The sequence below is a fragment of the Streptomyces sp. NPDC006487 genome (genome assembly GCF_042870555.1).
Classification (GTDB): Bacteria; Actinomycetota; Actinomycetes; order Streptomycetales; family Streptomycetaceae; genus Streptomyces.
Genome location: NZ_JBIAHN010000012.1, coordinates 86224 through 110112, shown reverse-complemented (window position 1 = coordinate 110112; position 23889 = coordinate 86224). Strand labels below are relative to the sequence as shown.

General features: G+C 72.7%; 24 protein-coding genes and 5 tRNA genes. 18 read left to right on the top strand and 11 right to left on the bottom strand.

Going from position 1 to position 23889, the window contains the following annotated elements:
- The first annotated feature begins 19 nt into the window (after nucleotides 1-19).
- Nucleotides 20-526 (top strand): GNAT family N-acetyltransferase, encoded by a 507-nt coding sequence (locus ACFYM0_RS22055; protein ID WP_327251841.1) that lies wholly within the window; start codon nucleotides 20-22, stop codon nucleotides 524-526.
- Between the two features lie 38 nt (nucleotides 527-564).
- On the opposite strand, the gene ACFYM0_RS22050 is transcribed toward ACFYM0_RS22055, so the two are convergent.
- On the bottom strand, nucleotides 565-999 hold the full coding sequence (locus ACFYM0_RS22050; RefSeq protein ID WP_388503815.1) for a hypothetical protein: 435 nt from the start codon (nucleotides 997-999) through the stop codon (nucleotides 565-567).
- A complete protein-coding gene (locus ACFYM0_RS22045; protein WP_327251839.1) occupies nucleotides 992-1360 on the bottom strand; it encodes a hypothetical protein in 369 nt (122 codons plus the stop codon). The genes ACFYM0_RS22050 and ACFYM0_RS22045 overlap by 8 nt, the downstream gene beginning before the upstream one ends.
- Before the next feature lie 68 nt (nucleotides 1361-1428).
- Between ACFYM0_RS22045 and ACFYM0_RS22040 the strand changes: the two genes are divergently transcribed.
- The 9 genes from ACFYM0_RS22040 (at nucleotide 1429) to ACFYM0_RS22000 (ending at nucleotide 13603) form a co-directional block, all read left to right on the top strand.
- Complete coding sequence (locus ACFYM0_RS22040) at nucleotides 1429-2118, top strand: HAD-IA family hydrolase (protein ID WP_388503812.1); 690 nt, start codon at nucleotides 1429-1431, stop codon at nucleotides 2116-2118.
- A gap of 374 nt (nucleotides 2119-2492) precedes the next feature.
- The gene (locus tag ACFYM0_RS22035; RefSeq protein ID WP_327257399.1) at nucleotides 2493-3548 is read left to right on the top strand and encodes an ATP-binding cassette domain-containing protein; all 1056 of its coding nucleotides are present in this window, start codon (nucleotides 2493-2495) and stop codon (nucleotides 3546-3548) included.
- Complete coding sequence (locus ACFYM0_RS22030; protein ID WP_327251838.1) at nucleotides 3545-4213, top strand: methionine ABC transporter permease; 669 nt, start codon at nucleotides 3545-3547, stop codon at nucleotides 4211-4213. Before ACFYM0_RS22035 ends, ACFYM0_RS22030 begins: the two co-directional genes overlap by 4 nt.
- 103 nt (nucleotides 4214-4316) lie before the next feature.
- Nucleotides 4317-5180: a MetQ/NlpA family ABC transporter substrate-binding protein gene (locus tag ACFYM0_RS22025; protein ID WP_388503810.1), complete on the top strand. Its 864-nt coding sequence runs from the start codon at nucleotides 4317-4319 to the stop codon at nucleotides 5178-5180.
- A gap of 242 nt (nucleotides 5181-5422) precedes the next feature.
- Complete coding sequence (locus tag ACFYM0_RS22020) at nucleotides 5423-6172, top strand: GNAT family N-acetyltransferase (protein ID WP_388503807.1); 750 nt, start codon at nucleotides 5423-5425, stop codon at nucleotides 6170-6172.
- A 103-nt stretch (nucleotides 6173-6275) separates the two neighbouring features.
- On the top strand, nucleotides 6276-7493 hold the full coding sequence (gene cbiE, locus ACFYM0_RS22015) for a precorrin-6y C5,15-methyltransferase (decarboxylating) subunit CbiE (protein WP_388503805.1): 1218 nt from the start codon (nucleotides 6276-6278) through the stop codon (nucleotides 7491-7493).
- Nucleotides 7494-7721: 228 nt separating this feature from the next.
- On the top strand, nucleotides 7722-11027 hold the full coding sequence (gene cobT, locus ACFYM0_RS22010) for a nicotinate-nucleotide--dimethylbenzimidazole phosphoribosyltransferase (RefSeq protein ID WP_388503802.1): 3306 nt from the start codon (nucleotides 7722-7724) through the stop codon (nucleotides 11025-11027).
- A 476-nt stretch (nucleotides 11028-11503) separates the two neighbouring features.
- Nucleotides 11504-12724 carry a uroporphyrinogen-III C-methyltransferase gene (gene cobA, locus ACFYM0_RS22005; RefSeq protein ID WP_388503801.1) on the top strand — a complete coding sequence of 407 codons (1221 nt, stop codon included), beginning with the start codon at nucleotides 11504-11506 and terminating at the stop codon, nucleotides 12722-12724.
- Nucleotides 12725-12790: 66 nt separating this feature from the next.
- Nucleotides 12791-13603 carry an RNA methyltransferase gene (locus ACFYM0_RS22000; protein WP_327251832.1) on the top strand — a complete coding sequence of 271 codons (813 nt, stop codon included), beginning with the start codon at nucleotides 12791-12793 and terminating at the stop codon, nucleotides 13601-13603.
- A 40-nt stretch (nucleotides 13604-13643) separates the two neighbouring features.
- Here ACFYM0_RS22000 and ACFYM0_RS21995 read toward each other — a convergent pair whose 3' ends face one another.
- Nucleotides 13644-14891 (bottom strand): serine/threonine-protein kinase, encoded by a 1248-nt coding sequence (locus tag ACFYM0_RS21995; RefSeq protein ID WP_388503797.1) that lies wholly within the window; start codon nucleotides 14889-14891, stop codon nucleotides 13644-13646.
- A gap of 554 nt (nucleotides 14892-15445) precedes the next feature.
- Here ACFYM0_RS21995 and ACFYM0_RS21990 point away from each other — a divergent pair.
- The 3 genes from ACFYM0_RS21990 (at nucleotide 15446) to ACFYM0_RS21980 (ending at nucleotide 17449) form a co-directional block, all read left to right on the top strand.
- Nucleotides 15446-15631 carry a hypothetical protein gene (locus tag ACFYM0_RS21990; RefSeq protein ID WP_215034445.1) on the top strand — a complete coding sequence of 62 codons (186 nt, stop codon included), beginning with the start codon at nucleotides 15446-15448 and terminating at the stop codon, nucleotides 15629-15631.
- Between the two features lie 469 nt (nucleotides 15632-16100).
- Nucleotides 16101-17075: a phosphotransferase family protein gene (locus ACFYM0_RS21985; protein ID WP_388504241.1), complete on the top strand. Its 975-nt coding sequence runs from the start codon at nucleotides 16101-16103 to the stop codon at nucleotides 17073-17075.
- A gap of 65 nt (nucleotides 17076-17140) precedes the next feature.
- Entirely contained in the window at nucleotides 17141-17449 is a 309-nt protein-coding gene (locus ACFYM0_RS21980; protein ID WP_388503794.1) for a zf-TFIIB domain-containing protein, read from the top strand.
- 150 nt (nucleotides 17450-17599) lie between these two features.
- Here ACFYM0_RS21980 and ACFYM0_RS21975 read toward each other — a convergent pair.
- The 5 genes from ACFYM0_RS21975 to ACFYM0_RS21955 all read right to left on the bottom strand — a co-directional run bounded on the left by ACFYM0_RS21975 (nucleotide 17600) and on the right by ACFYM0_RS21955 (nucleotide 18082).
- A tRNA-Val gene (locus tag ACFYM0_RS21975) sits at nucleotides 17600-17671 on the bottom strand.
- Nucleotides 17672-17725: 54 nt separating this feature from the next.
- Nucleotides 17726-17797: transfer RNA gene (locus ACFYM0_RS21970), tRNA-Val, on the bottom strand.
- 19 nt (nucleotides 17798-17816) lie between these two features.
- Nucleotides 17817-17888, bottom strand: a tRNA-Val gene (locus tag ACFYM0_RS21965).
- A gap of 1 nt (nucleotide 17889) precedes the next feature.
- Nucleotides 17890-17963 (bottom strand) — tRNA-Cys (locus tag ACFYM0_RS21960).
- Between the two features lie 46 nt (nucleotides 17964-18009).
- Nucleotides 18010-18082: transfer RNA gene (locus tag ACFYM0_RS21955), tRNA-Gly, on the bottom strand.
- A gap of 180 nt (nucleotides 18083-18262) precedes the next feature.
- Between ACFYM0_RS21955 and ACFYM0_RS21950 the strand changes: the two genes are divergently transcribed.
- The 3 genes from ACFYM0_RS21950 to ACFYM0_RS21940 are packed head-to-tail and all read left to right on the top strand — an operon-like array spanning nucleotide 18263 to nucleotide 21097.
- A complete protein-coding gene (locus tag ACFYM0_RS21950; RefSeq protein ID WP_388503792.1) occupies nucleotides 18263-19393 on the top strand; it encodes a chorismate-binding protein in 1131 nt (376 codons plus the stop codon).
- Nucleotides 19390-20217 (top strand): aminotransferase class IV, encoded by an 828-nt coding sequence (locus ACFYM0_RS21945; protein WP_388503789.1) that lies wholly within the window; start codon nucleotides 19390-19392, stop codon nucleotides 20215-20217. Before ACFYM0_RS21950 ends, ACFYM0_RS21945 begins: the two co-directional genes overlap by 4 nt.
- A 55-nt stretch (nucleotides 20218-20272) precedes the next feature.
- Entirely contained in the window at nucleotides 20273-21097 is an 825-nt protein-coding gene (locus ACFYM0_RS21940; RefSeq protein ID WP_388503786.1) for a GNAT family N-acetyltransferase, read from the top strand.
- A 39-nt stretch (nucleotides 21098-21136) separates the two neighbouring features.
- Here the strand turns inward: ACFYM0_RS21940 and ACFYM0_RS21935 are convergent, their stop codons facing one another.
- The gene (locus tag ACFYM0_RS21935; protein WP_388503785.1) at nucleotides 21137-21637 is read right to left on the bottom strand and encodes a DsbA family protein; all 501 of its coding nucleotides are present in this window, start codon (nucleotides 21635-21637) and stop codon (nucleotides 21137-21139) included.
- Between the two features lie 200 nt (nucleotides 21638-21837).
- Here ACFYM0_RS21935 and ACFYM0_RS21930 point away from each other — a divergent pair, with 200 nt between their 5' ends.
- Together ACFYM0_RS21930 and ACFYM0_RS21925 are read left to right on the top strand one after the other, a co-directional pair.
- Complete coding sequence (locus ACFYM0_RS21930; protein ID WP_388503782.1) at nucleotides 21838-22287, top strand: hypothetical protein; 450 nt, start codon at nucleotides 21838-21840, stop codon at nucleotides 22285-22287.
- 138 nt (nucleotides 22288-22425) lie between these two features.
- Complete coding sequence (locus tag ACFYM0_RS21925; RefSeq protein WP_388503780.1) at nucleotides 22426-22611, top strand: hypothetical protein; 186 nt, start codon at nucleotides 22426-22428, stop codon at nucleotides 22609-22611.
- Here the strand turns inward: ACFYM0_RS21925 and ACFYM0_RS21920 are convergent.
- Complete coding sequence (locus ACFYM0_RS21920; protein WP_388503778.1) at nucleotides 22552-23178, bottom strand: CGNR zinc finger domain-containing protein; 627 nt, start codon at nucleotides 23176-23178, stop codon at nucleotides 22552-22554. The genes ACFYM0_RS21925 and ACFYM0_RS21920 overlap by 60 nt on opposite strands.
- 231 nt (nucleotides 23179-23409) lie before the next feature.
- Nucleotides 23410-23823 carry an SsgA family sporulation/cell division regulator gene (locus ACFYM0_RS21915; RefSeq protein ID WP_030011909.1) on the bottom strand — a complete coding sequence of 138 codons (414 nt, stop codon included), beginning with the start codon at nucleotides 23821-23823 and terminating at the stop codon, nucleotides 23410-23412.
- Between the last annotated feature and the right edge of the window lie 66 nt (nucleotides 23824-23889).

Below are 23889 nucleotides of genomic sequence, written 5' to 3'. Positions count from 1 at the left end.
GAGCGGGAGGCATGCGCACATGGGCATGAGCGTGACGATTTCGGCGGCAGACGCCGAGGATGCCGAGCAGATCATCAAGCTGCAGTATCTGGCGTTCCAGAGCGAGGCCGAGCTGTACGGCAACTACCGCATCCAGCCGCTCACCCAGTCCCTGGACTCCCTCAAGGCCGAACTGGCCTCGGACACCGTCCTGGTGGCCCGGCTCGGCGAGGAGATCGTCGGAGCCGTGCGCGGCACCGTCGACGAGGAGGGCACCGGCAAGATCGCCAAGCTCTGCGTGCACCCCCGGCTCCAGGGCCACGGCCTCGGCGCCCGGCTGCTGAGCGCGGTCGAGGCGGCCCTGTCCGGAGACGACGCGACCACCCGCTTCCGGCTGCACACCGGCCACAAGAGCGAGTCGAACCTGCGGCTCTACCGCAAGGCCGGCTACACCCAGGTCGGCGGACGCACCGCGTCCGACGGCGTCCGCCTGGTGATCCTGGAGAAGGAGGCCAAGGAGGCCACCGACTTCGCGGTCAGCGCCTGACGGCCGACGCCCGGGGCCTGACGGCTGACGGCTGACACCTAGCGCTTCGCGCGGAGCCAGAGCATCCCGGTGATCGGCAGGATCACCGGGATGAACAGGTAGCCCATCCCGAAGTCCGACCACACGGTCGCGTCGGGGAAGGCCTCGGGCCGCGCCAGGGTCCAGGTGCCCACGACGAGCACGCCGGCCAGCTCGGCGGCGCAGCAGATCCGCGCCGCCTTGCGGGCCGTCTCCCCGCCGCGCACCAGCGAGTACGTGATGAAGGCGTATACCAGCGCGGCCACGGCCGACAGCGAGTACGCGAGCGGCGCCCGGTCGAACTCGGTGGAGATCTGGTAGATCGAGCGCGAGACCGCGCCGACGGTGATCACTCCGTAGAACCAGACCAAAAGCACCCCCGGCCCGGTGACCAGGCGCTTGCGCCCGCCCGCCGGGGTGGCGCCTGCCGTGGCTTCCGTGTCGGTATCAGGCACCGGTGTTTCCCCAGATGTCGTAGAGCCGTACTTCGAGCACGGCGAGGACGACCGCTCCCGCGGCCACCGTCACCGAACCCCATTTGGTCCGCTCGCTCAGCGAGAGCAGCCCCGCGGCCGGGATGGTCGCGAAGGCTCCCACCAGGTAGGCGAGGAAGAGCACCGTGCCCTGGCCGGGCTTCTCGCCGCGGGCGAGCTGGACCAGGCCGATCACCAGCTGGGCCAGGACCAGTACGGTCACCACGGCCATGCCGATGAAGTGCCAGTCCTTGGTCGGCTGGTCCCGCCAGGCGGCGAAACCGCACCAGGCGGCGAGAGCGAGTGCGGCCACGCCGATGGCGACCGTCAGGGCGTCGAGCATGCAGCGAGGGTATTACGGGCCGAAAGACCCGATGCGCTCACCCCTGCCGCGGGGCTTTCCTGGAAGGCATGAAGCTGCTGCACGGGAAGCTCGGCCCGCAATTCGACGCGCTGCTGTTCGACAACGACGGCACGCTCGTCTCCTCGATGGAATCGGTGCACCGCTGCTGGACCCGCTGGGCCCGGGAGTACGGGATCACCGAAGAGGCGTTCGCGGCCGTGGAACTCCACGGCCGCCCGGCCGCGGAGATCATCGCCGACCTCCTGCCCGAGGACGTACGGGCCGGTGCGCTCGCCCGGATCGAGGTGCTGGAGACCGAGGACGTGGCGGGCGGAGTGGTCCTGCTCCCCGGTACCAAGGAGCTGCTCTGCGCCCTTCCCGCCGGCCGCTGGGCCGTGGTCACCTCCGCGACCCGCCGGCTGGCCGAGGCGCGGCTCCGGGAGGTCGGCATCGCCGCCGGGGAGGAGGGGGGTCCGGCGATGGTGGCCGCCGACGACATCACCCGTGGCAAGCCCGACCCGGAGCCCTTCCTGCTGGCGGCCGCCCGGCTCGGCGTGGACCCGGCCCGCTGCGCGGTCTTCGAGGACGCCCCCGCCGGCCTGGCCGCGGGCCGCGCCGCCGGCATGACCACCGTGGCCTTGACCACAACGCACCCCGCCGCCGAACTCGACGCGGACGTGGTCGTACGGGACCTCTCGGCCGTGTCCGTGCTGGTCGGAGCCGATGGCGTGACGATCGAGACGGACGATCGACCCTGACCGGTGTTGTCCGGTATATGGCCGAAATCCGTCCGCTATTCGGACGGCTTTGATCGGTGACGGGGAACGTCTGGTTTACTGGGCGCATGACCACGACGAGCAGCCGCACCCTTGCGACCGAGGCGACGATGACGCCCGGTGCTCGTTGTATGTGTCGAATGCGCGCCTTCTGAGGGCCCCTGCCCCAGGTCTCACGCCCCGAAGCGAGACCGGCCGAGCTGCTCCCGGCACCCCCGTGTGAACCCGGACCGCTCCTGCCCCGCGCATGCGCCGAAGCCGTCGATTTCCGATGGTTCGACCCGTATCGCGTCCCAGATGTTTGCCCCGTGCCCGGCACCCCGCTGCGCCGCGCACTCGACAGCGACGGAAATCCTGTGATCACCACATCGGGCCTCACGAAGGTCTACCCATCCCGTGGCCGCGAGGTCACCGCCCTGGACGGCGTCGACCTGCACGTCCGCCAGGGCGAGGTCTACGGAGTCATCGGCCAGAGCGGCGCCGGGAAGTCCTCCCTGATCCGCTGCGTGAACCTGCTGGAGCGCCCCACCGCCGGCACGGTGTCCGTCGACGGGGTTGACCTCACCGCCCTCGCCGGCCGGGGCCGCCGCGCGGGCAAGGAGCTCCGCGAGGCCCGCAGCCGCATCGGCATGGTCTTCCAGCACTTCAACCTGCTGTCCTCGCGCACCGTGCAGGGCAACATCGAACTGCCCCTGGAGATCCTCGGGATCTCCGGCCGCGAGCGCTCCCGCAAGGCCGCCGAACTGCTCGACCTCGTCGGCCTCGCCGACAAGGCCAAGTCCTACCCCGGTCAGCTCTCCGGCGGCCAGAAGCAGCGCGTCGGCATCGCCCGCGCCCTGGCCGGAGACCCCAAGGTGCTGCTCTCCGACGAGGCCACCAGCGCCCTGGACCCCGAGACCACCCGCCAGATCCTCCAGCTGCTGCGCGACCTCAACCGGCAGCTGGGCCTGACCGTCCTGCTCATCACGCACGAGATGGACGTGGTCAAGTCCGTCTGCGACTCGGCCGCCCTCATGCGGCAGGGCCGGATCGTCGAGGCGGGCAAGGTCACCGAGCTGCTGGCCACCCCCGGCTCCGAGCTCGCCCACGAACTGTTCCCGCTGACCGGGTCCGCGACCACCGCGGAGCACACGGTCATCGACGTCACCTTCCACGGCGAGACGGCCACCCAGCCGGTCATCTCCCAGCTGGCCCGCACCTACAACATCGACATATCGATCCTCGGCGCCGCGATGGACACCGTCGCCGGCCGGCAGATCGGCCGCATGCGCATCGAGCTGCCCGGCCGCTACGAGGACAACGTCGTACCCGTCGGCTTCCTGCGCGAGCAGGGTCTGCAGGTGGATGTCGTAGAGGCGGAGACGGACGTCGACGGCGAACTGGCCGAGCTGGTCAAGGACGGTGCGAAGTGACCTGGTCCGAAATGCAGCCGCTGCTCACGCAGGGCACCTTCGACACCCTCTACATGGTGTTGTGGTCCGCCCTGGTGACCATCCTGGGCGGACTGCCCATCGGCATCCTGCTCGTCCTCACGGACAAGGGCGGCCTGCTCCAGAACCGCGCGGTCAACAAGGTTCTCGGCGTGATCGTGAACATGGGCCGCTCGCTGCCGTTCATCATCCTGCTGATCTTCCTGATCCCGGTCACCACGGCGATCGTCGGCACCTTCATCGGCCCCACCGCCATGATCGTCCCACTCGCCATCGGAGCCATCCCCTTCTTCGCCCGGCTCGTCGAGACCGCCGTCCGCGAGGTGGACCACGGTCTGATCGAAGCCGTCGAGTCCATGGGCGGCGGCATCCCGACCCTGGTCGGCAAGGTGCTCCTCCCGCAGGCGCTCCCCTCGCTGATCGCGGCCGTCACCACCACCGTGATCACCCTGATCGGCTACTCGGCCATGGCCGGCGCCGTCGGCGGCGAAGGCCTCGGCTCCAAGGCCATCACGTACGGCTTCCAGCGCTTCGAGACCGGCTTCATGATCGCCACCGTCGTGGTGCTGATCGTGCTCGTCACGGTGATCCAGCTCATCGGCGACGGCGTGGTACGCCTCCTCGCGCGGCGCGGTCGGACAGCCTGATCCGGGCCCGAGCCCGCCCCTTTGTCAACTTTTCCCCAGAAAGCCCGCACTTGTCGTGCTTGGGCCGTCATCCATACAGCAAGACGCAAGAAAGGCACTCTTCGTGCGCAAGAACATCAAGCTCACCGCCCTGGCCGCTACCGTCTCGGCGCTCGCCCTCGGCCTCACCGCCTGCGGCAGCTCCTCGGACCCGTCCTCCACCAAGGCCGACGGCGGCAAGACCGATGAGAGCAAGCCCCTGGTCGTCGCGGCGTCCCCGTCCCCGCACGCAGACATCCTGAACTTCGTGAAGGACAAGCTGGCGGCCAAGGAAGGCCTCAAGCTGGAGGTCAAGGAGTTCACGGACTACGTCCTGCCGAACACCGCCACCCAGCAGGGCCAGGTCGACGCCAACTTCTTCCAGCACAAGCCGTACCTCGACGACTTCAACAAGAAGAACGGCACCGACATCGTGCCCGTCGTGAACGTGCACCTGGAGCCCCTGGGGCTGTACTCCAAGAAGGCCAAGGCCCTCACGGACATCAAGGCCGGCCAGACCATCGCCGTCCCCAACGACCCCACCAACGAGGGCCGCGCGCTCCAGCTGCTCGCCGCGAACAACCTCATCACCCTCAAGGAGGGTGTCGGCACCGCCGCCAAGCTGTCCGACATCACCGACAAGAAGGGCCTCGAGTTCAAGGAGCTGGAGGCCGCCACGGTCCCGCGCGCCCTGAGCGACGTGGACGCCGCCGTCATCAACGGCAACTACGCCATCGAGGCCAAGCTCGTCCCGGCCAAGGACGCGCTCGTCCTGGAGAAGGCCGAGGGCAACCCGTACGCCAACATCCTGGCGGTCAAGAACGGCAACCAGGACGACCCGCGGATCCAGAAGCTCGCCAAGCTCCTGAACACCGACGAGGTCAAGAAGTTCATCGAGGACAAGTACCAGGGCTCGGTCATCCCGGCCTTCGGCAAGCCGGCCGCCTAGATCCGGCCGGTGGCACCGGGCCGGCCCGATCCGGCCGGCCCGCCCGGCCCCGTACGCCCCACCGGTGTACGGGGCCGGCCGCTGCCCGCTTCCGGGCAGCCCGGCCCTGCACATCACCAGGCCGATGCTGCATGCTGTGGCCTAAGACCCGCGGCCGCGGACCGCATGCCCCGTGTATGCCGTCCCGCGCCACGGTCGCCTCGCACCACGGTCGCACCACGGTCTCAGGCTTGGAGCTGCGCATGACTACCACCTTCCCGGACGTCACCATCAGCACGGACCGGCTGGTGCTGCGCCCCTTCGAGGAAGAAGACGTCACCGCGCTCGCCGAGATGATGAACGACGAACACGTCACCGCCTGGACCTCCGTGCCGCACCCCTACACCTACGCCGACGCCGTCACCTGGGCCACGCGGACCGCCCACACGGAGCGCACCGAGGGCCGCGGCATCGTCTTCGCCGTCACCGAGTTCCTCACCCAGCGGCTGGTCGGCATCGTCCACCTGCAGGACACCGACTGGCGGACCCGGGCCACCGAGGTCGGCTACGTCACCGCCCCCTGGGCCCGGGGCGAGGGCTACGCCAGCGAGTCCGTCCTCGCCGTCGCCCGCTGGCTCTTCACCGACCAGGGCTTCGAACGCCTCGAACTGCGCACCGCCGCCGACAACACCGCCTCCCAGCAGGTGGCCCAGAAGACCGGTTGCATCAGTGAAGGCGTCCTGCGCAACGCGTGCATAGTGCGCACCCAGAACCCCGACGGCTCCTGGGCCGACACCCGCAGCGACCTCATCGTCTGGGGCCTGGTCCCCGAGGACCTGGACGAGGACGAAGACGGATACTCCGACCACTCCGACGGCTATGGGGACGGATACTCCGACGGCTACTCCGTCAGTTACGCGGACCCCCGCGGCGACGCCCCCGACGGCTACCGGATCCCCACCGCCCGCGCGAACGACGCGCACGGCTACGCCGTCTTCTCGGACCGGAACTGACCGGATGACCGGGTAGTCTCACGAAGCCCGCCCCTCGACGAAGCTTCGCCCTGCCCCGGCCCCGCCGGGAAGGGCCCCCTCCCACATCAGGAGACTGACGACGATGGCCGACCGGGTCACGGTGATCGGCTGGGACGGCTCCCCCCTGACCGCGGCAGCCCGGTCCGCGCTCTCCGCCGCCACCCTGGTGGCCGGCGCCGCCCACCACCTCGCACTCCCCGAAGTCCCGCCCACCGCCGAACGCGTGCGCCTGGGCAGCCTGTCCCTCGCGGCCACCCGGATCGCCGGACACCGCGGCACCGCCGTCGTCCTCGCCGACGGCGACCCCGGCTTCTTCGGCGTCGTACGGGCCCTGCGCGCCCCGGAACACGGCCTGGAGGTGGAGGTCGTACCGGCCGTCTCCGCCGTCGCGGCCGCCTTCGCCCGCGCCGGGATGCCTTGGGACGACGCCCAGGTCGTCGTCGCCCACAGCCGCACCCTGCGCCGGGCCGTCAACGTCTGCCGCGCCCACTCCAAGGTCGCCGTCATCACCTCGCCCGGCGCCGGCCCCGCCGAACTCGCCCTGCTGCTCGAAGGCGTCCACCGGACCTTCGTCATCTGCGAGGAACTCGGCACCGACAAGGAACAAGTCACCGTCCTCACCTCCGACAAGGCCGCCGACCACAGCTGGCGCGACCCCAACGTGGTCATCGTCATCGGCGGTACGGGACCCGCCGCGGCCGCCGCCGAACCGGCCTGGCTGCTCGGCCGGAGCGCGGCACCGGCCGCCGGACGCGGCTGGGCCCGCCCGCAGATCGACGTGGGAGAAGGGGAGGCCACGCAGCTGCGCGCGGCCCAGCTCGCCCGGCTCGGCCCGCGCACCGGAGACCTCGTCTGGGACATCGGCTCCGGCTCCGGAGCACTCGCCGTGGACGCCGCCGCCCTCGGCGCCGCCGTCATCGCCGTCGACGCCGACCGACACGCTTGCGAACGCACAACCGCCGCCGCCCGCGCCCGGGGTGTGCAGCTCCAAGTCGTCAACGGCCGCGCCCCGCACGTCCTGGAGACCCTGCCCGAACCCGACGTCGTCCGCGTCGGCGGCGGCGGGGCCGCGGTCGTCGCCGCCGTCGCCGACCGGCGCCCCGAACGGATCGTCAGCCACGCCGCCACGCGCGACGAGGCGGAGGCCATCGGCCGGGTGCTGACCGAGGGCGGGTACGCCGTCGAGTGCGCGCTGCTCCAGTCCGTCGCCCTGGACACCCGTACCTGGACCGAACAACAGCGCTCCGTGGTGTTCCTGCTGGCCGCCGAACGCCCCGTTAACCGCCCGGACCGTCCCTAGCCGCAAGGCCGGGGTAGGCTGGCCGATCGTCGCACCGCCCGGACGATTCGGGCACGCGGCTCCGGCTGGACGCGCGACGTGGCGCAGTCCACAGAGGACCGTGGCGGTTATGGCCGACACGGTGACGAACGGGCAGGACAATACTTACTGGTTGTCGTGCGGCCGTACGTGAGGCCTCGTGGGCGACCGGGCAGTCGAAGAGGCAACACCGATGGGCGAGGGGTACGCATGACTGACACCGGCCAGGTTCCGGGCGAGGGTCTCCCGGACAGCACGGGCATGGTGGATCAGCAGGGCGTCCCCGCCCCGGTTCCCATGTCTTCCCCGGCGACCGGGAGCTACGCCTTCCAGGACCTCGTGGACAACCCGGCCGAGCCGGAGGACGAGGAACTGCTGCTGATGCCGAGCAGCCAGGGCGCTTGGAGCGACCCCCAGGTCGTCCCGCCGGTGCCCGCCTTCTCCGACTTCCCCGAGCCCTCCGCGTACACGGACGCCCCGTACGCCGATTTCGGCGGGGCCCCCGAGTACCAGCAGCCGCACCCGCCCCAGCTCCCGGTCACCGGGGCGCCGCTCGGCTACGAGCCCGCCGGGTACCCGCAGCAGCCCTTCGAGGGACAGCCGTTCGAGGCACAGGCGCAGATGCAGGCGCAGGCGCAGGCGTTCGCCGAGCAGCCTTCCTTCGCCGACGCCTCCTTCGCCGACGTCTCTTACGGCGCCGGTGTGCACGAGGCCGGCGGCCGGGATTCCGGCGCCCTGGACCTCGGCGGCCTCATGGCCCCGCAGACCATGTCCCAGCCCCAGTCCCCGGTGGCCCCCGTCGCGCCGGCCCCGGTGCGGCGGCCGCTGCACATGGGCCCGCCCGTCCCCGAGGCCACCGGCGGAGTCGTACGGTCCCTCGCGGACCGCGGCCCGGCCGCCGCGCCGGCCACCGCCCCCGTGCAGGCCCCGGCCCAGACTCCGCTGACGCCGGCCGCGCCCGTTCCCGTACCGGTCGCCTCCGTGCCCTCCCTCCCCGAGCCCGTGTCGCCGGATCCGAGCACCCCGGCCACGCCCGTCCCGGTGCGGCAGTCCGGCCCGCCGACCACCGGGCCCGAGTACCTGGACTTCACGCAGGCCGAGGCCGAGCACGTGCCGGGCCCGGCGCAGCAGCCGGTCGAGATCCCGGTCCAGGCCGGGACGCCGTGGACCGCGGAGCCGGCTCCGCAAGCCCCGGCGCAGCCCGTCGTGGAGGCCGTCGCCGAGCCCGTCGCGGAGCCTTCGGCCGAGCCGGTCGCGGTCCCCGTCGCGGCCCCCGCCGCCTTCGCCCAGCCCGAGGCGGCCCTCGTGCCCGAGCCGGAGTCCGTACCGGTGGCGGAGCCCGGGCCGCTGCCGGTCGCCGTGGCCGAGCCCGTCCTCGCGGAGCAGGCGCCGGAGCCCGTCGCCGAGCCCCTCGCCGAGCCCGTCGTCTTCGCGGAGCCCGAGGCCGCCGCCGCGCCGGCACCCGAGCCCGTCGCGGTGCCCCAGGCCGGGGCCGAGGCCGGGGCCGAGGTCGGGGCCCCGGCCGAGGAGGTCGCCGTCGCCGAGCCCGAGGCTGAGGCCGCGGCCGCACCGGTCGTGGAGCCTGAGCCGCAGCCCGCGGAAACGGTGGTTCAGGCCGAGGAGCCGGAGCCCCTGCCCGAGCCCGCCGCGGTCGTGCTCCCCGAGCCCGAGCCGGTCGCCGTCGCCGTCGCGCAGGACGAGGCACCGCTGGAGTCCGGACCGGCCCCCGAGGACGGAACCGAGCCGCAGCCCGAGCCGGAAGCCGAGCCCGAGGCCCCGGTCACCGAGGCGGCCCCCGGATACGCCGACGCCGAGCGCGAGGCCGTCCTGCGCGTCATGCGCGAGCGCCGTGACATCCGCAAGGGCTTCCGCCGCGACCCCATCCCGCACGAGGTGCTGCTGCGCGTCCTGGAGGCGGCCCACACCGCGCCCAGCGTCGGCCACTCCCAGCCGTGGGACTTCGTCGTCATCAAGTCCGCCGAGACCCGCCGGACGATGCACGAGCTCGCCGAGCGCCAGCGCGAGGCCTACGCGAAGTCGCTGCCCAAGGGCCGCGCCAAGCAGTTCAAGGAAATCAAGATCGAGGCCATCCTCGACACCCCGGTGAACATCGTGGTCACCGCCGACCCCACCCGCGGCGGCCGCCACACCCTGGGCCGGCACACCCAGCCGCAGATGGCTCCGTACTCCTCCGCCCTCGCGGTGGAGAACCTCTGGCTCGCCGCGCGCGCCGAAGGCCTCGGCGTCGGCTGGGTCAGCTTCTTCGACGAGCGCGAGATGGTCCGCGAGCTCGGCCTGCCGGAGCACCTGGAGGTCGTCGCCTACCTGTGCATCGGGTACGTGGACGAATTCCCCGACGAGCCCGAGCTCGCACAGGCCGGCTGGTCGCAGCGGCGGCCCCTCGCCTGGGTCGTGCACGAGGAGACGTACGGGCGCCGCGCGCTGCCCGGCGAGGAGCCGCACGACCTGCTCTCCGAGACCGTCGCCAGCATCCGCCCGCTCGACGCGAAGGCGCTCGGCGAGGCGTGGGAGCGGCAGAAGCGCATGACCAAGCCCGCCGGGGCCCTGGGCATGCTCGAGATCATCTCCGCCCAGCTGTCCGGCCTCTCGCGGGTCTGCCCGCCGCCGATCCCGGAGCCCGCCGCGGTGGCGATCTTCGCGGGCGACCACGGCGTGCACGCCCAGGGGGTCACCCCGTGGCCCCAGGAGGTCACCCTGCAGATGGTGGCCAACTTCCTCGGCGGCGGCGCGGTGTGCAACGCGTTCGCCAACCAGGTGGGCGCCGAGGTCTGCGTGATCGACGTGGGCGTCGCCGGTGACCTCCCGGCCACGCCGGGGCTGCTGCCGCGCAAGGTCCGCCCGGGGACGGCCGACCTCTCGGTCGGGCCCGCGATGACCCGCGAAGAGGCCGTCGCAGCCATCGAGGTGGGCATCGAGACGGCCCGCGACCTGGTCGCGGCGGGGAACAAGGCTCTCCTCACGGGAGAGATGGGCATCGCCAACACCACGGTGTCGGCGGCGCTGATCTCGGTCTTCACCGGGGTGGACCCGGGCGAGGTCACGGGCCGGGGCACGGGCATCAACGACGAGACGCACGCCCGCAAGGTCGAGGTCGTGCGGCGCGCGCTGGAGCTCCACCAGCCGGACCCGGCGGACCCGATCGGCGTCCTGGCCGCCATCGGCGGCCTGGAGCACGCGGCGATCGTGGGCCTCCTCCTCGGCGGAGCCTCCCTGCGCACCCCGGTGATCCTCGACGGCGTCAGCGCCGGCGCGGCCGCCCTGGTGGCCCGGGCCATCGCGCCGGAGTCGCTGTCGGCGTGCATCGCCGGACACCGCAGCGCGGAGCCGGGCCACGTGGCCGCCCTGAACAAGCTCGGCCTGCGCCCGCTGGTCGACCTGGACCTCCGCCTCGGCGAGGGCACGGGGGCGCTGCTGGCGCTGCCGCTGGTACAGAGTGCTGCGCGGGCGATGCACGAGGTGGCGACCTTCGACTCGGCCGGGGTCACGGAGAAGTAGCCCGGGGGCCGGTGCCGGGGACGGGGTGGGGTGTCGTCCGGGACTCATGATTTATGGCGCCCTGTGCGCGCTGTGTCCCGGATGGCCTTCTTTCGCGCCAACAAATCACGTTTTACGTCCCGGACGACACCCCACCCCGTCCCCGTCCCCTCATCAAGTCCCTCCGGGCGATGTTCAGCCCCTCCGGCGTTTGAGGAGCGGGGCGGAGCCCCGGTTTCGGGAAGGGGCGGGGTGGGGAAAGCCCCGCAGGGCCCACCGCCCCGGAGCCGCAGACTCGCAGCCACCCCGGGCGAGAGCCCCGTGGCCTGGGGCGGAGCCGGGGCTCCGCAGGGCCAGGGGAGCGGCCCCCGGGGCGACCGCCGCGCAGGTGGGTCGTATCGTGGACCCCGGACGGGCCACCGCACGTCACCGCCCGATCAGCCGCTCCAGCGACGCAGCGGCCCGCCGTCACCGCCGCATCAGGAGCCGCAACCGCCATGGGACACCCGGCACACCCCGCCTACCCCGTCGGACTCCGCCTCACGGGCCGCCGCGTCGTCGTGATCGGCGGTGGCCAGGTCGCCCAGCGCCGACTGCCCGCGCTCATCGCGGCCGGCGCCGACATCGTCCTGATCTCGCCCTCCGCCACCCCCTCCGTGGACGCCATGGCGGAGACCGGCGAGATCCGCTGGGAGCGTCGCCGCTACGAGGACGGCGACCTGGCCGGATCCTGGTACGCCCTGGTCGCCACCCGGGACCGGGCCGCGAACGACACCGCCTCCGCCGAAGCCGAGCGCGAGCGGGTCTGGTGCGTCCGCGCCGACGACGCCGAGGCCGCGAGCGCCTGGACCCCGGCCACCGGCCGGGTGGAGGGCGTCACGGTCGCCGTACTGAGCGGCAACGACCCCCGCCGCTCCGCCGCCGTCCGCGACGCGGTCGTCGAGGGACTGAGGGACGGCTCCCTGACCGCCGCCCGCCCGCACACCCCCGGTGTTTCCCTGGTCGGCGGAGGCCCCGGCGACCCGGACCTGATCACGGTCCGCGGCCGCCGCCTGCTCGCCGAGGCCGATGTGGTCATCGCCGACCGGCTGGGCCCCCGCGACCTCCTCGACGAGCTCCCGCCGCACGTCGAGGTCATCGACGCCGCGAAGATCCCGTACGGCCGTTTCATGGCTCAGGAAGCCATCAACGACGCCCTCATCGCGCACGCCAGGGCGGGCAAGGCCGTGGTCCGGCTCAAGGGCGGGGACCCGTACGTCTTCGGCCGCGGCATGGAGGAGCTCCAGGCCCTCGCGGAGGCAGGCATCCCCTGCACGGTCGTGCCCGGCATCTCCAGCTCGATCTCCGTGCCCGGCGCGGCCGGCATCCCGGTCACCCACCGGGGCGTGGCCCACGAGTTCACCGTGGTCAGCGGCCACGTCGGCCCCGACGACCCGCGCTCCCTGGTGGACTGGGCCTCCCTTGCCAAGCTCACCGGCACCCTGGTCATCCTCATGGGCGTCGACAAGATCGGCCTGATCGCCGAGGCGCTCGTGCGCCACGGCCGCCCCGCCGACACCGCCGTCGCCGTCATCCAGGAGGGCACCACCGCCTCCCAGCGCCGCGTGGACGCCACCCTGGCCACGGTCGGGGAGACCGTCAAGGCGCAGGAGGTCAGGCCCCCCGCCGTCATCGTGATCGGCGACGTGGTGAAGGTCCACCGGCCCGCCGCCGAGTGACACCCCGCGTTCGCGCAACCCCGCAGAGCCGTTGGCACCGCACCCAGGACAAGGCAGTATCACCCTGTGGCTGATCTCATCACCGTCGAGGACCCCGACGACCCGCGCCTGCGCGATTACACGGGCCTGACCGACGTCGAACTCCGGCGCAGGCGCGAGCCCGCGGAAGGTCTCTTCATCGCCGAGGGCGAGAAGGTGATCAGACGCGCCAAGGACGCCGGGTACGAGATGCGCTCGATGCTGCTCTCCGCGAAGTGGGTCGACGTCATGCGCGACGTCATCGACGAGCTCCCGGCCCCGGTCTACGCCGTCAGCCCGGAGCTCGCCGAGCGCGTCACCGGCTACCACGTGCACCGCGGCGCCCTCGCCTCCATGCAGCGCAAGCCGCTGCCCACGGCCGAGGAACTGCTCGCCACCACCCGGCGCGTGGTCATCATGGAAGCGGTGAACGACCACACCAACATCGGCGCCATCTTCCGCAGCGCGGCCGCCCTCGGCATGGACGCGGTACTGCTCTCGCCCGACTGCGCGGACCCGCTGTACCGGCGCTCCGTCAAGGTCTCCATGGGCGCGGTGTTCTCCGTCCCGTACGCCCGGCTCGAGGCCTGGCCCAAGGGCCTGGACTCGGTGCGCGAGGCGGGCTTCAAGCTGCTCGCCCTCACCCCGCACCAGAAGGCATCGCCGATCGACGAGGCGGCTCCCCAGGACCTGGAGCGGGTGGCGCTGATGCTGGGCGCCGAGGGGGACGGGCTGTCGACGCAGGCACTGGTCGCGGCCGACGAGTGGGTACGGATCCCGATGGCGCACGGGGTGGACTCGCTGAACGTGGGCGCGGCCGCGGCCGTCGCCTTCTACGCGGTGGCCAGCGGCCGCCCGTAGACCCGCGGTGGGGCCCGCAGCGGGCCCCGGATCCTCCTGGCTAGAGCTTCTGGGCCAGCGCGATGCCCAGCGCCACGAGCAACGTCACCACGACGAAGACGATCAGGCGCTGGCGCATCAGCCTGGGGTCCGGCCGGGACGGCCGCCGCCCCGTGCCCGTCGTACGGGGAGCAGGGCGGCCGCCCGTACGCCCGGCGGTGGAGCCGGTGCCCCGCGAGCCGGTGCTCCGGGACGAGGAGGGCCGCGAGTCGGGCCCGCCGCGCGGTCCCTGACCCTTGGCCGGCGTCCTCGCCTGACCGGCTCCGGTTCCCGCACCCGCGCGTCCCGGCACGGGGGTGCCGGCGCCACGGCGCTCCGTGGGCTGCTCGGCGTACCCCTCGCTGTCCTCGACGTAGCCCTCGGGCAGGCGCCCCGTCGGCCGTTCGGTCCGCGCCCGCTGCGCCGGCGGACGGCTCTCGCCCATCCCGTGCGCCTCGCGGGCCGCGATCTCCTTGAGCCGCATCGACAGCTGGAGGGTGGTCGGCCGCTCGTCGGGATCCTTCGCCAGGCAGGCCCGTACGAGGGGGGCGAGCGCGTCCGGAACGCCCTGGAGGTGGGGCTCCTCGTGCACCACGCGGTAGAGCATGACCTCGGAACTGCCGTGCCCGAAGGGCGAGTCGGCGGTGGCCGCGTAGGCGAGGGTGGCGCCGAGGGAGAAGACGTCGGTGGCGGGCGTGACGGCGGCTCCGCGGACCTGCTCGGGAGCCAGGAAGCCGGGGGAGCCGACGGCCGTTCCCACGTGGGTGAGGGTGCTGGCGCCGGTGGCCCAGGCGATGCCGAAGTCGATGATGCGGGGGCCCTTGGGCGACAGCAGGATGTTCGAGGGCTTGAGGTCGCGGTGGACCACCCCGGCCTCGTGCACGGCGACCAGGCCCTCGGAGAGCGCGGCGCCGACGGCGGCGATGGCCGCGGCCGTCAGGGGGCCTTCCTCGGCCACCTTGTCGTGCAGGGAGGGGCCGGGCACGTACTGCGTGGCGAACCAGGGGCGCTCCGCCTCCAGGTCCGCGGCCACCAGCCGCGCGGTGCATCCGCCGCGGATCCGCCGGGCGGCGGAGACCTCTCGGGCGAAGCGCGAGCGGAACTCCTGGTCCTCGGCGAGGTCCGGCCGGATCACCTTGAGCGCGACGCGCTGTCCGCGCCGGTCGGAGCCCAGATAGACGACGCCCATGCCGCCGGCGCCGAGGCGCCGGTGCAGCCTGAACGAGCCGACGACACGCGGGTCCTCGCGCCGGAGCCGCATCATCGCCATGTCCACCCCGCTGACCGGTCGTCCTGTTGACGTGGCACAGCTTACGGACCATCCGGCATGCGCGCTCAGAGGCCGCGCCCTCGCCGGAGGATTCGATTGTCAGTACGGGGCAGTCCACTTGGGGAATCACCGGACCACCGGTAGGACGCATGTACGGACCGGGGTGGTTCGGTCAAGCCGGGCCGGAGGCAAGGGAATTGGGGTCCGGGGCGGGGCGGAGGGGGAGTGGCGGCCGCAGGGGCGGCCGGTCCCATGCGGTTGATCTTGGGAGTGCCTGGTCGGCGGCCGAACGTGTGCGGTGAGTGACGGAAGTGAGCGAAGTCACTACGCTCCGGTGATCCCCTCCGGGATGACCCTCAGAGCGCGGGACCGGTCTCCACCCAGGGGAGTACGCGCGGGGTGGACTCGTCATCCTCCTGGAGGCCAGGCAATGGGTACGAAGGCATGAGGCCAGGAGCCTTTCCCGCACCTAGTGTTGAAGACAAGCGGCGGGCGGAGAGCACTCGTCCCCCGAGGTCACAAGCCCGCCGCTGCCAAACGACAGGGAGAGGACCATGGCGGACATCGCACGGCAGGGACGCAAGGCATTCGCGTTCAACAGCCATGAGTCCGGTCGTCGCCACCCACTGGTGGCCGCGGCCATGGTGCTCCCCCTGGCCGCCCTCCTGCTCTTCCTCTTCGGAGGCTTCGACCAGGTGGCGGCGCAGGCGTCGTCCGTAAGCGTGATGCTGGGGCGCTGAGCGGCGCCCCGGGCCCAGGAGAGCGGCCTGGGCCGGGACTGTCACCGGCCGAACCCCGTGGGGACGGGGGAGCGGTCGACGGACGGCAGGTGAAGGGTGCTGCGCGTACGGCTGGGGAGCCGGACGCGCAGCACCCTTTCTCATGCCCGCGCACACCCTTCTGACGCGCTCCGCTCCGCGCGCCTTCGTGATCCGCCCCCGAGCGCCCCCCAGCGCCCTTCGGCGCCGGCGCGCCACCCGGGCCCGGGACCGCTGCGCCGGACTCCGTACGGCGGTATCCGTCCGGCGGTACCGCCACTGCCGCCCGGCCCCGTGCTGCGTACTCTCGTCCCGAGGAGCACCCGCCCGGGGTGCGGGGCACGGGGAGAGCCGAGGCGTGGTTCGGCTGGAGCGAGTGAGCGCGGCCGCGCTCGCCGCGTACGCGGGCGCGGCGGAGTACGTACTCCTCGCGGACCGCGACGACGGCACCGTGGTCCGTTGCGGGGACGTCGTGGCCAAGGCGCACGCGGGCGACAGCGATCCCGACGCCCTGGCGGTGCGCATCCGCATGGCCGGGGACCCCGCGCTGGCCGGAGTGCTGCTGCCCCCGCTGCACACCGGGCTCGGCCTGGTCGGGTCCCGGCCCGTCTCCCTGTGGCCCTACGGTGCTCCGGTCGCTCCGGACCGCCCCGAGGAAGCCCCCTGGGAGCCGGCCGCCGAGCTTTTGGCGGCCCTCCACCGGACCCCGCTCCACCACCTTCCGTACCCGGTCCCCCCGATGCGCGGCCCGGCGAAGCTCGCCCGCGCCCTCCACCGCCTCGACGCGGCGCACCCGCTCCGTGCCCGCACCCGCGTAGGTGCGTCCGCCGGGCAGGGCGACCCGGTGGATCCTGCTCCGCCGGCCGGCGCGGGGCCCGGGGGCCGGCAGGCCGGGGTCAGGATCCCGGGGTGCCCGGCCGGGGACGTGGACGCCGACGCCGCGCGGATGGCGGGTCTCGTCCGGGTCGCCGCGGCCACGCTCCCCGGGTGGGCCCGGGGGGAGGGTCCGGCGCCGTCGGGCGGGGCGCTCTGCCACGGTGACCTGCACCTCGGGCAGCTGGTCCGGAGCCCGGCCGGGGGCTGGCTGCTGATCGACGTGGACGACCTGGGACTCGGCACGCCCGCCTGGGACCTCGCCCGGCCCGCCGCCTGGTACGCCGCCGGACTGCTGGACACGGAGACCTGGCTGCGCTTCCTCGACGCCTACCGCGGCGCCGGCGGTCCCGCGGCCGGTGCGCCCGGCAGTGATCCCTGGCCGGAACTGGATCTCGCCGCCCGTGCGCTCACCGTGCAGACGGCCGCGCTGGCCCTCGCCAAGGCCGCCCGCGAGCGACGCCGACTCGACGACATGGAGCGGCTGATGGTGGAGGCCTGTGCCCGAATTGCCTCCCTCCCGCCCGACTTGGAGCCGAAGGCTCCGTCGTAGGGTGAGCCTCACGCCACCGGGTACGCATCCGGTGTCGACGCGAACGGCGAGGAGTTGATCCGGTCATGCAGTGTCCGAAGTGTCACGCGATGATGCACACCTACAACCGCAACGGTGTCCAGATAGAGCAGTGCAGCGGTTGCCGCGGCATCTTCCTCGACTACGGCGAGCTCGAGGCGCTGACCCGTCTGGAGTCCCAGTACACCTCCCAGTACGGCCAGGTCCCGCCCCCGGCCGCCCCGCCGGCCCCTTCCGCGTACCCGCAGCCGCACGCCGCGCCCGCGCCCGCGTGGGGAGCCCCGCAGCACGGCGGCTACGGCCACGGTCACGGCCACCGCAAGGGCGGCTTCGGCCGGATGCTCTTCTCCTCCTGAGCCGGAGGGGGTGGGGTGGGGGACCGGAACCGACCGGCACCCACCCTCCCGCCCGGGGCCCGGAGCCCCCAGGCAGGACGCACGCGCACGATACGGCGCAACACGCGAAAGCCCCGGCCGTGGAAACGGCCGGGGCTTGTCGACTACCGGTGCGCGATACTGGGATTGAACCAGTGACCTCTTCCGTGTCAGGGAAGCGCTCTCCCGCTGAGCTAATCGCGCGGGACCACGTTCACGGTGCGAACACCGCAGGTGGTAGGTGTGAAGCGTACTGCGTGCGCGATACTGGGATTGAACCAGTGACCTCTTCCGTGTCAGGGAAGCGCTCTCCCGCTGAGCTAATCGCGCGGGGATCCTTGCGGACCAGTGGACGATACTGGGATTGAACCAGTGACCTCTTCCGTGTCAGGGAAGCGCTCTCCCGCTGAGCTAATCGTCCTTGGAGGTGGAGACGGGATTTGAACCCGTGTAGACGGCTTTGCAGGCCGTTGCCTCGCCTCTCGGCCACTCCACCATGGAGCAAGCAGGGGGTCCTCGGGAAAGATGATCCCCCACCTTAGAGCGGACGACGAGACTCGAACTCGCGACATCCACCTTGGCAAGGTGGTGCTCTACCAACTGAGCTACGTCCGCAGGTCACCTTGTTCGCTCCGGGGTTTTGCCCCTTCGCTCCCTGGCGACGTGTTGAACTCTAGCGGATTCCCGGGCCAGCTCAAAAACGCGTTTCCGCAGCGTGCTGCCGCCCGATCACCGCCGGTCACCCGGCGGACGCCTCACCGGCGCCCGGGCGTCACCGGTCATAGACTCGCAGCCGTGCACGACCTGCCTCCTCTCGCCCGCTTCGGCGGCCTTCTCGCGACCGATCTCCGAGATGTCACCAGTGATCCCGCCGCCCTGGACTCCACCGGCTTCTGGGCGGTGACGGCCGATTTCGAAGGCCGTCTCGTCTGCGCGCGCTTCGGGGACATACGCCCCGACCCGGTGCCGGCCCCCGTCCCCGGGGCCTGGCGCGGCCCCGACGCGGACGAGTGGACCTCCTCCCTCGACCGGGCGGCGTACACCGCGGGCGTCCGCCGCATCCGCGAGCACATCGAGGCGGGCGAGGTCTACCAGGCCAACCTCTGCCGCGTGATGTCCGCGCCCCTTCCCGATCCGGCGGGTGCCGATGTCGACGCCCTCACGGCGCTGCTCGCGCGCGGCAACCCGGCCCCGTATGCAGGAACGATTCGGCTGCCGGCGCGCGGCGTCGAGATCGCCACCGCGTCCCCCGAGCTCTACCTGCGCCGCAGCGGCCGCCGCGTCGAGTCCGGCCCGATCAAGGGCACCGGCCGCACCGCCGCCGATCTGCTGCCCAAGGACCACGCCGAGAACGTGATGATCGTGGACCTCGTACGCAACGACCTCGGCCGCGTCTGCGCCACCGGTTCCGTGACCGTCCCCGAACTGTGCGCGCTCGAAGAACACCCGGGCCTCGTCCACCTCGTCTCCACCGTCGCCGGGGAACTCGCCGACGGCGCGGGCTGGCCCGAGCTGCTCGCCGCCACCTTCCCGCCCGGCTCCGTCACCGGAGCCCCCAAATCCTCGGCCCTGCGGATCATCGAGGCCCTGGAGACCGCCCCGCGCGGCCCCTACTGCGGGGGCATCGGCTGGGTCGACGCGGACCGGGGTACCGCCGAGCTCGCCGTCGGCATCCGGACCTTCTGGATCGACCGCACGGCCCCCGGCGGCCCCCGGCTGCTCTTCGGAACCGGCGCCGGGATCACCTGGGGATCCGACCCCGACCGCGAGTGGGCGGAGACCGAACTGAAGGCCGCCCGGCTGCTGCGGGTAGCGTCGGGAGCGATCGAAGCGCCCGCGACCGGCGCGGGCGGGGCGATCGGCGCGATCGGCGAGATCGGCGCGATCGATGCAGAGACGGACGAAAGCGGGAGGACCGTACGGTGAGGATCTGGCTCGACGGAGCACTGAGGGACGCCGACGAAGCGAAGGTGTCCGTGTTCGACCACGGCCTCACCGTCGGCGACGGGGTCTTCGAGACGCTCAAGGCGGAGGGCGGGACCACCTTCGCGCTCACCCGGCACCTCGAGCGGCTGACCCGCTCGGCCCGCGGCCTCGGCCTGCCGGACCCCGACCTGGACGAGGTGCGCCGCGCGTGCGCCGCCGTACTGGCGGCCAACCCGCTGCCCCTCGGCCGGCTGCGCGTCACCTACACCGGGGGCGTCTCGCCGCTCGGCTCCGACCGGGGCGAGGCCGGACCGACGCTGATCGTCGCCCTCGCGGGGGCCACCCGCCGCCCCGACACCACTGCCGTGGTCACCGTGCCCTGGGTGCGCAACGAGCGCTCCGCCGTGGTGGGCCTGAAGACCACCTCGTACGCCGAGAACGTGGTCGCGCTCGCCGCCGCGCACCGGGAGGGCGCCTCCGAGGCCCTCTTCGCCAACACCGTCGGGCGGCTCTGCGAGGGCACCGGCTCCAATGTGTTCGTCGTCCTCGACGGGCAGCTGCACACCCCGCCCGTGACCTCCGGCTGCCTCGCGGGCATCACCCGGGCCCTCGTCGCCGAATGGTGCGGGGCCAAGGAGACGGACCTGCCCTTCGAAGCGCTGGAACAGGCCGAGGAGGTCTTCCTGACCTCATCCCTGCGCGACGTCCAGGCCGTCGTACGGATCGACGGGCGCGAGCTGGGCTCCGCCCCCGGCCCCGTCACGGCGGAGGCCATGCGGATCTTCGACGCCCGCTCCGCCGAGGACGCCGACCCCCGCTCCTGACCGGGAGCGGTCTATTCGCTGTCCATCGGGCCGCAGGGCGGGTAGAACTCGATTGATGACCACCACCCTGCGGCCGAGCGGGCCGCTTCAGCAGAGCACCGGCGGGGCGCGCTCGCGCCCGTACGAGATCCGCGTCAACAGCAGGCGCGTCGGCGCCCTGCTGCTCGCCGCCGACACCCCGTTCGGGCCGACGGTCGCCGAGATCCGCGAGCTCGCCGTCGAGGAGCCCGACCGCCGGCGCGGCCGCGCCACGGTCGCCGCGCTCGCCGCCGAGGAGGTACTGCGCGGCTGGGGCTGCCGGCGGGTCCGCGTATCGGTCCCGGCCGGTTCGGCGGGCGGCCTGCGCCTTGCGGCCGCCCTCGGGTACGCCGAGTACAGCCGCAACATGGCCAAGGAACTCCCGGCCGAGCCGCCCGCGCTGTCCGAAGGGGTGGCCGGCCGCCCGATGACGGAGGCCGAGTTCGAGACCTGGCACGCGGCGGGACTGGAGGAGTACGCGCAGAACTGGATCAGCCGGGGCATGCCGGCCGCCGCCGCGCACGTGAAGTCGGCGAACGACCACGCGGCCATGCTGCCCCTGGGCCTGGGCACCCCCGACGTCAGCTTCTCCGTGCTGGAGGCGGCCGGCGTCCCCGTGGGCACCGTGTGGGTCGCGCCGAACGGCGGGGGGTCCTACGTCTACGACGTCGCGGTCGCCGAGGAGCACCGCGGCCGCGGCTACGGCCGGGACCTGATGCTCCTCGCCGAACGCACCGCCCTCGCCGCCGGCCACCGGGTGCTCGGGCTGCACGTCTTCAGCGACAACGTCCCGGCGGTGCGGCTCTACGAGTCCCTCGGCTACCGGACGACCGACTTCAACTACGCCAAGGACCTGATCTAGGAACCTCAGGCCTGACCGGCAGGATCCGAAAGAGACGGTCTAGGCGTCCGCGGCGAGCAGTCGGTCGGCGATCTCCTCGATGCGCTCGCGCAGGCCGTCCTGGCTCTTGCCGCCGTCGAGGCGCTCTCCGTCGATCACGTACGTCGGGGTGCCGGTCACGCCGATCGCCTTGCCCTCGGCCTGGTCGGCGTCCACGATCAGGATGTGCCGGCCGTCGATCAGGGCGGTATCGAACTCCTCGGCGTCCAGGCCCAGTTCACGCGCGACCTCGACGAGCACCGATTCGCCGGCCTTGCCGAGCTCCGCGGTACGGGCCAGTACGGCTTCCACGTACGGCCAGCCCCGGCCCTGCTCGGCGGCCTCCTCCGCGGCCTGCGCGGCGGCGAAGGCGTGCTTGTGCTTCTCCAGCGGGAAGTGGCGCAGCCGGATGTCCAGCCGGTCGCCGTAGCGGGCCCGCAGGGCGCGCACGTCGTCCAGAGCGCTGTGGCAGTCCGGGCACTGGAGTTCGCACCAGACGTCGAGGATCACGGAATCGGTCATACGGACAGTCTCCCAGCCCGCGGGGACGGGCACGGACCGGGACCTGGGGAGGAGGCGGGACCCGGAGATGTCCCGGAGATCCGCCCGCCGGGGGCTCCGGCCGTGGCCAGGGCCAGGGTCGCCGGTGCAGGATGGAGGGGGACAGAACGCCCGGCCCGCCGGCCGGGTGCGACCGACCGATCCGCCCCTGGAGGCCCCGCATGCTCGCCGAGACCATTTGCTCCGCGGTGTCCGCGGCGGGCCTGGGCATCGCCGCGCTCACCGCCTACCGCAAGCGATTCCTCGCGGCCACGCGGATCGCGGCGTACTCGCTGGTGCCCGTCGGCCTGGTGATGACGGGCGTCGTGGCCTGGGCGACCGGAATCGTCTTCAAGCCGACCGTCTGGGCCGGGTTCGCCGTGCTGGGACTGGCCTGGCTGCTCTTCGTGACCACCCGCGCGATAGAGCGGCGCGGACTGGGCGCGGGGGAGGGCGAGGGGAAGCAGAAGAGGCCGAAGGCCGCCAAGGGCCGCCCGGCCCAGGAGGCCGTCGCCCCGGCCGCTTCGGCGCCCTCGCTGGGTGACGGTGCCCGCCCGCGGCCGGCTCCGGCGGCCGCCCCCGCCGAGGACTTCTCCGACATCGAGGCAATCCTCAAGAAGCACGGCATATGACCCCGGTCGCCGTGGCCCCGGGCGTCGGGGCGGTCCCGGCCGGGAACCACCTGATCTGACGGGATCCGGTGAACTCGCGGGTTGCGTTTGGCGTGTTGAGCGGTGCGCGCGGGTTCGCTGCGCCATCATCGCCCCGACATGCTCGACACATCACCGGGTGAGCCGGCCGTTCCCGCGCCGGCCACCGTCCCCGTCGCCGTCCCCGTCGCCGAGGAGCCGAGAGGCTGCCTCTTCGCGCTCTCCCAGCCGCCCCTGATGATCTTCCTAGGCGTGATCGGCGGCTTGCTGCTCCTCGCCGCCCTGCACGATCTCTTCCTGCTCTGAGCCCGGCTCCGTGCCCAGCTCCGATTTGCGCCGGGCCCGGTACGCCGCCACGTGCAGCCGGTTCCCGCAGGTACGGCTGTCGCAGTAGCGCCGGGAGCGGTTGCGGGAGAGGTCGACGAAGGCCCGCCGGCAGTCCGGGGCCTCGCAGCGGCGCAGCCGCTCCTGCTCGCCCGAGACCACGATGAAGGCCAGCGCCATGCCGCCGTCGGCCGCCAGGTGGTCGCCCACCGAGGCGCCGGGGGCGAAGTAGTGCACGTGCCAGTCGTAGCCGTCGTGGTTGGTCAGCTGCGGGGTGGTGCCGGCCGTCGCGACCAGCTCGTTGATCAGCACGGAGGCGATGCGGGAGTTCGGCGCCGCGAAGACCTGGGCGAATTTGCCGCGCACCGTGCGCACGCCGGCGAGGTCGCGGGCGCTGAGCTCGCCGACGTCGCTGATCGCGTACTCGTGGACGAAGGCGCGCAGCGCGTTCACGTCCGCCAGTGCGTCGGGCTGCTCCGTCTCGGCAGAGGTGTTCACCAGCGCGACGACGACGTCGAGCGCGCGACGGGTGTCGTGGGGGATCTGCACGGGGTCTCCCTGGAGGGCCGGGCCTGCGGTGACGGTCTGCTGCCGCCGCCGCTGGCCGACTCTAGCGGGTCGTCCCCAAAGCGCACCGGCGCCGTCCGCGCGGGTGGCTTCCGCGTGAACAGCGCCGGCACTTCCGTATGTGGTTGTCCGCCGTGCACCGTCGCCCCGAGTCGGACGGTGTCGTACGGCCCCCGGACTCAGCCGGGGGAGGGTTCCCTCTGTAGGCCTGGCTCAGGATTCGGCCAGGATGTGGGAGAGCTCCTTGTCGAGGTCGAAGTGCCGGTGTTCGGTTCCTGGTGGAACCGCGGCGTCCGTCCGCTTGAGGAACGACTCCAGTGCTCGGGCGGGTGCTTCGAGCAGCGCTTCTCCCTCCGGTGAGCTCAGGGCGATGCAGACGACTCCCTGGCCGTGGCTGCGGGACGGCCAGACACGGACGTCGCCGGTACCGGTGGGCCGGTGAAGGCCCTCGGCGAGGAGGTCGCGGGCGAATACCCATTCGACCGTCTCCTCGGCGCCGGTGTGGAAGGTGGCGTGCACGGCGTAGGGATCGGCCGTGTCATACCGCAGGCCCGCGGGAACAGGCAGTGAGGACTCGCTCGACACAACGAGGCGCAGGTGCAGCTCGCAGCTGACCGTGGTGTTCATAAGCGCCAGGGCCTTTCGCTCAGTGTGCGCTCGGGGATTCGCACGTCGGCGAAATCGACATGCCAC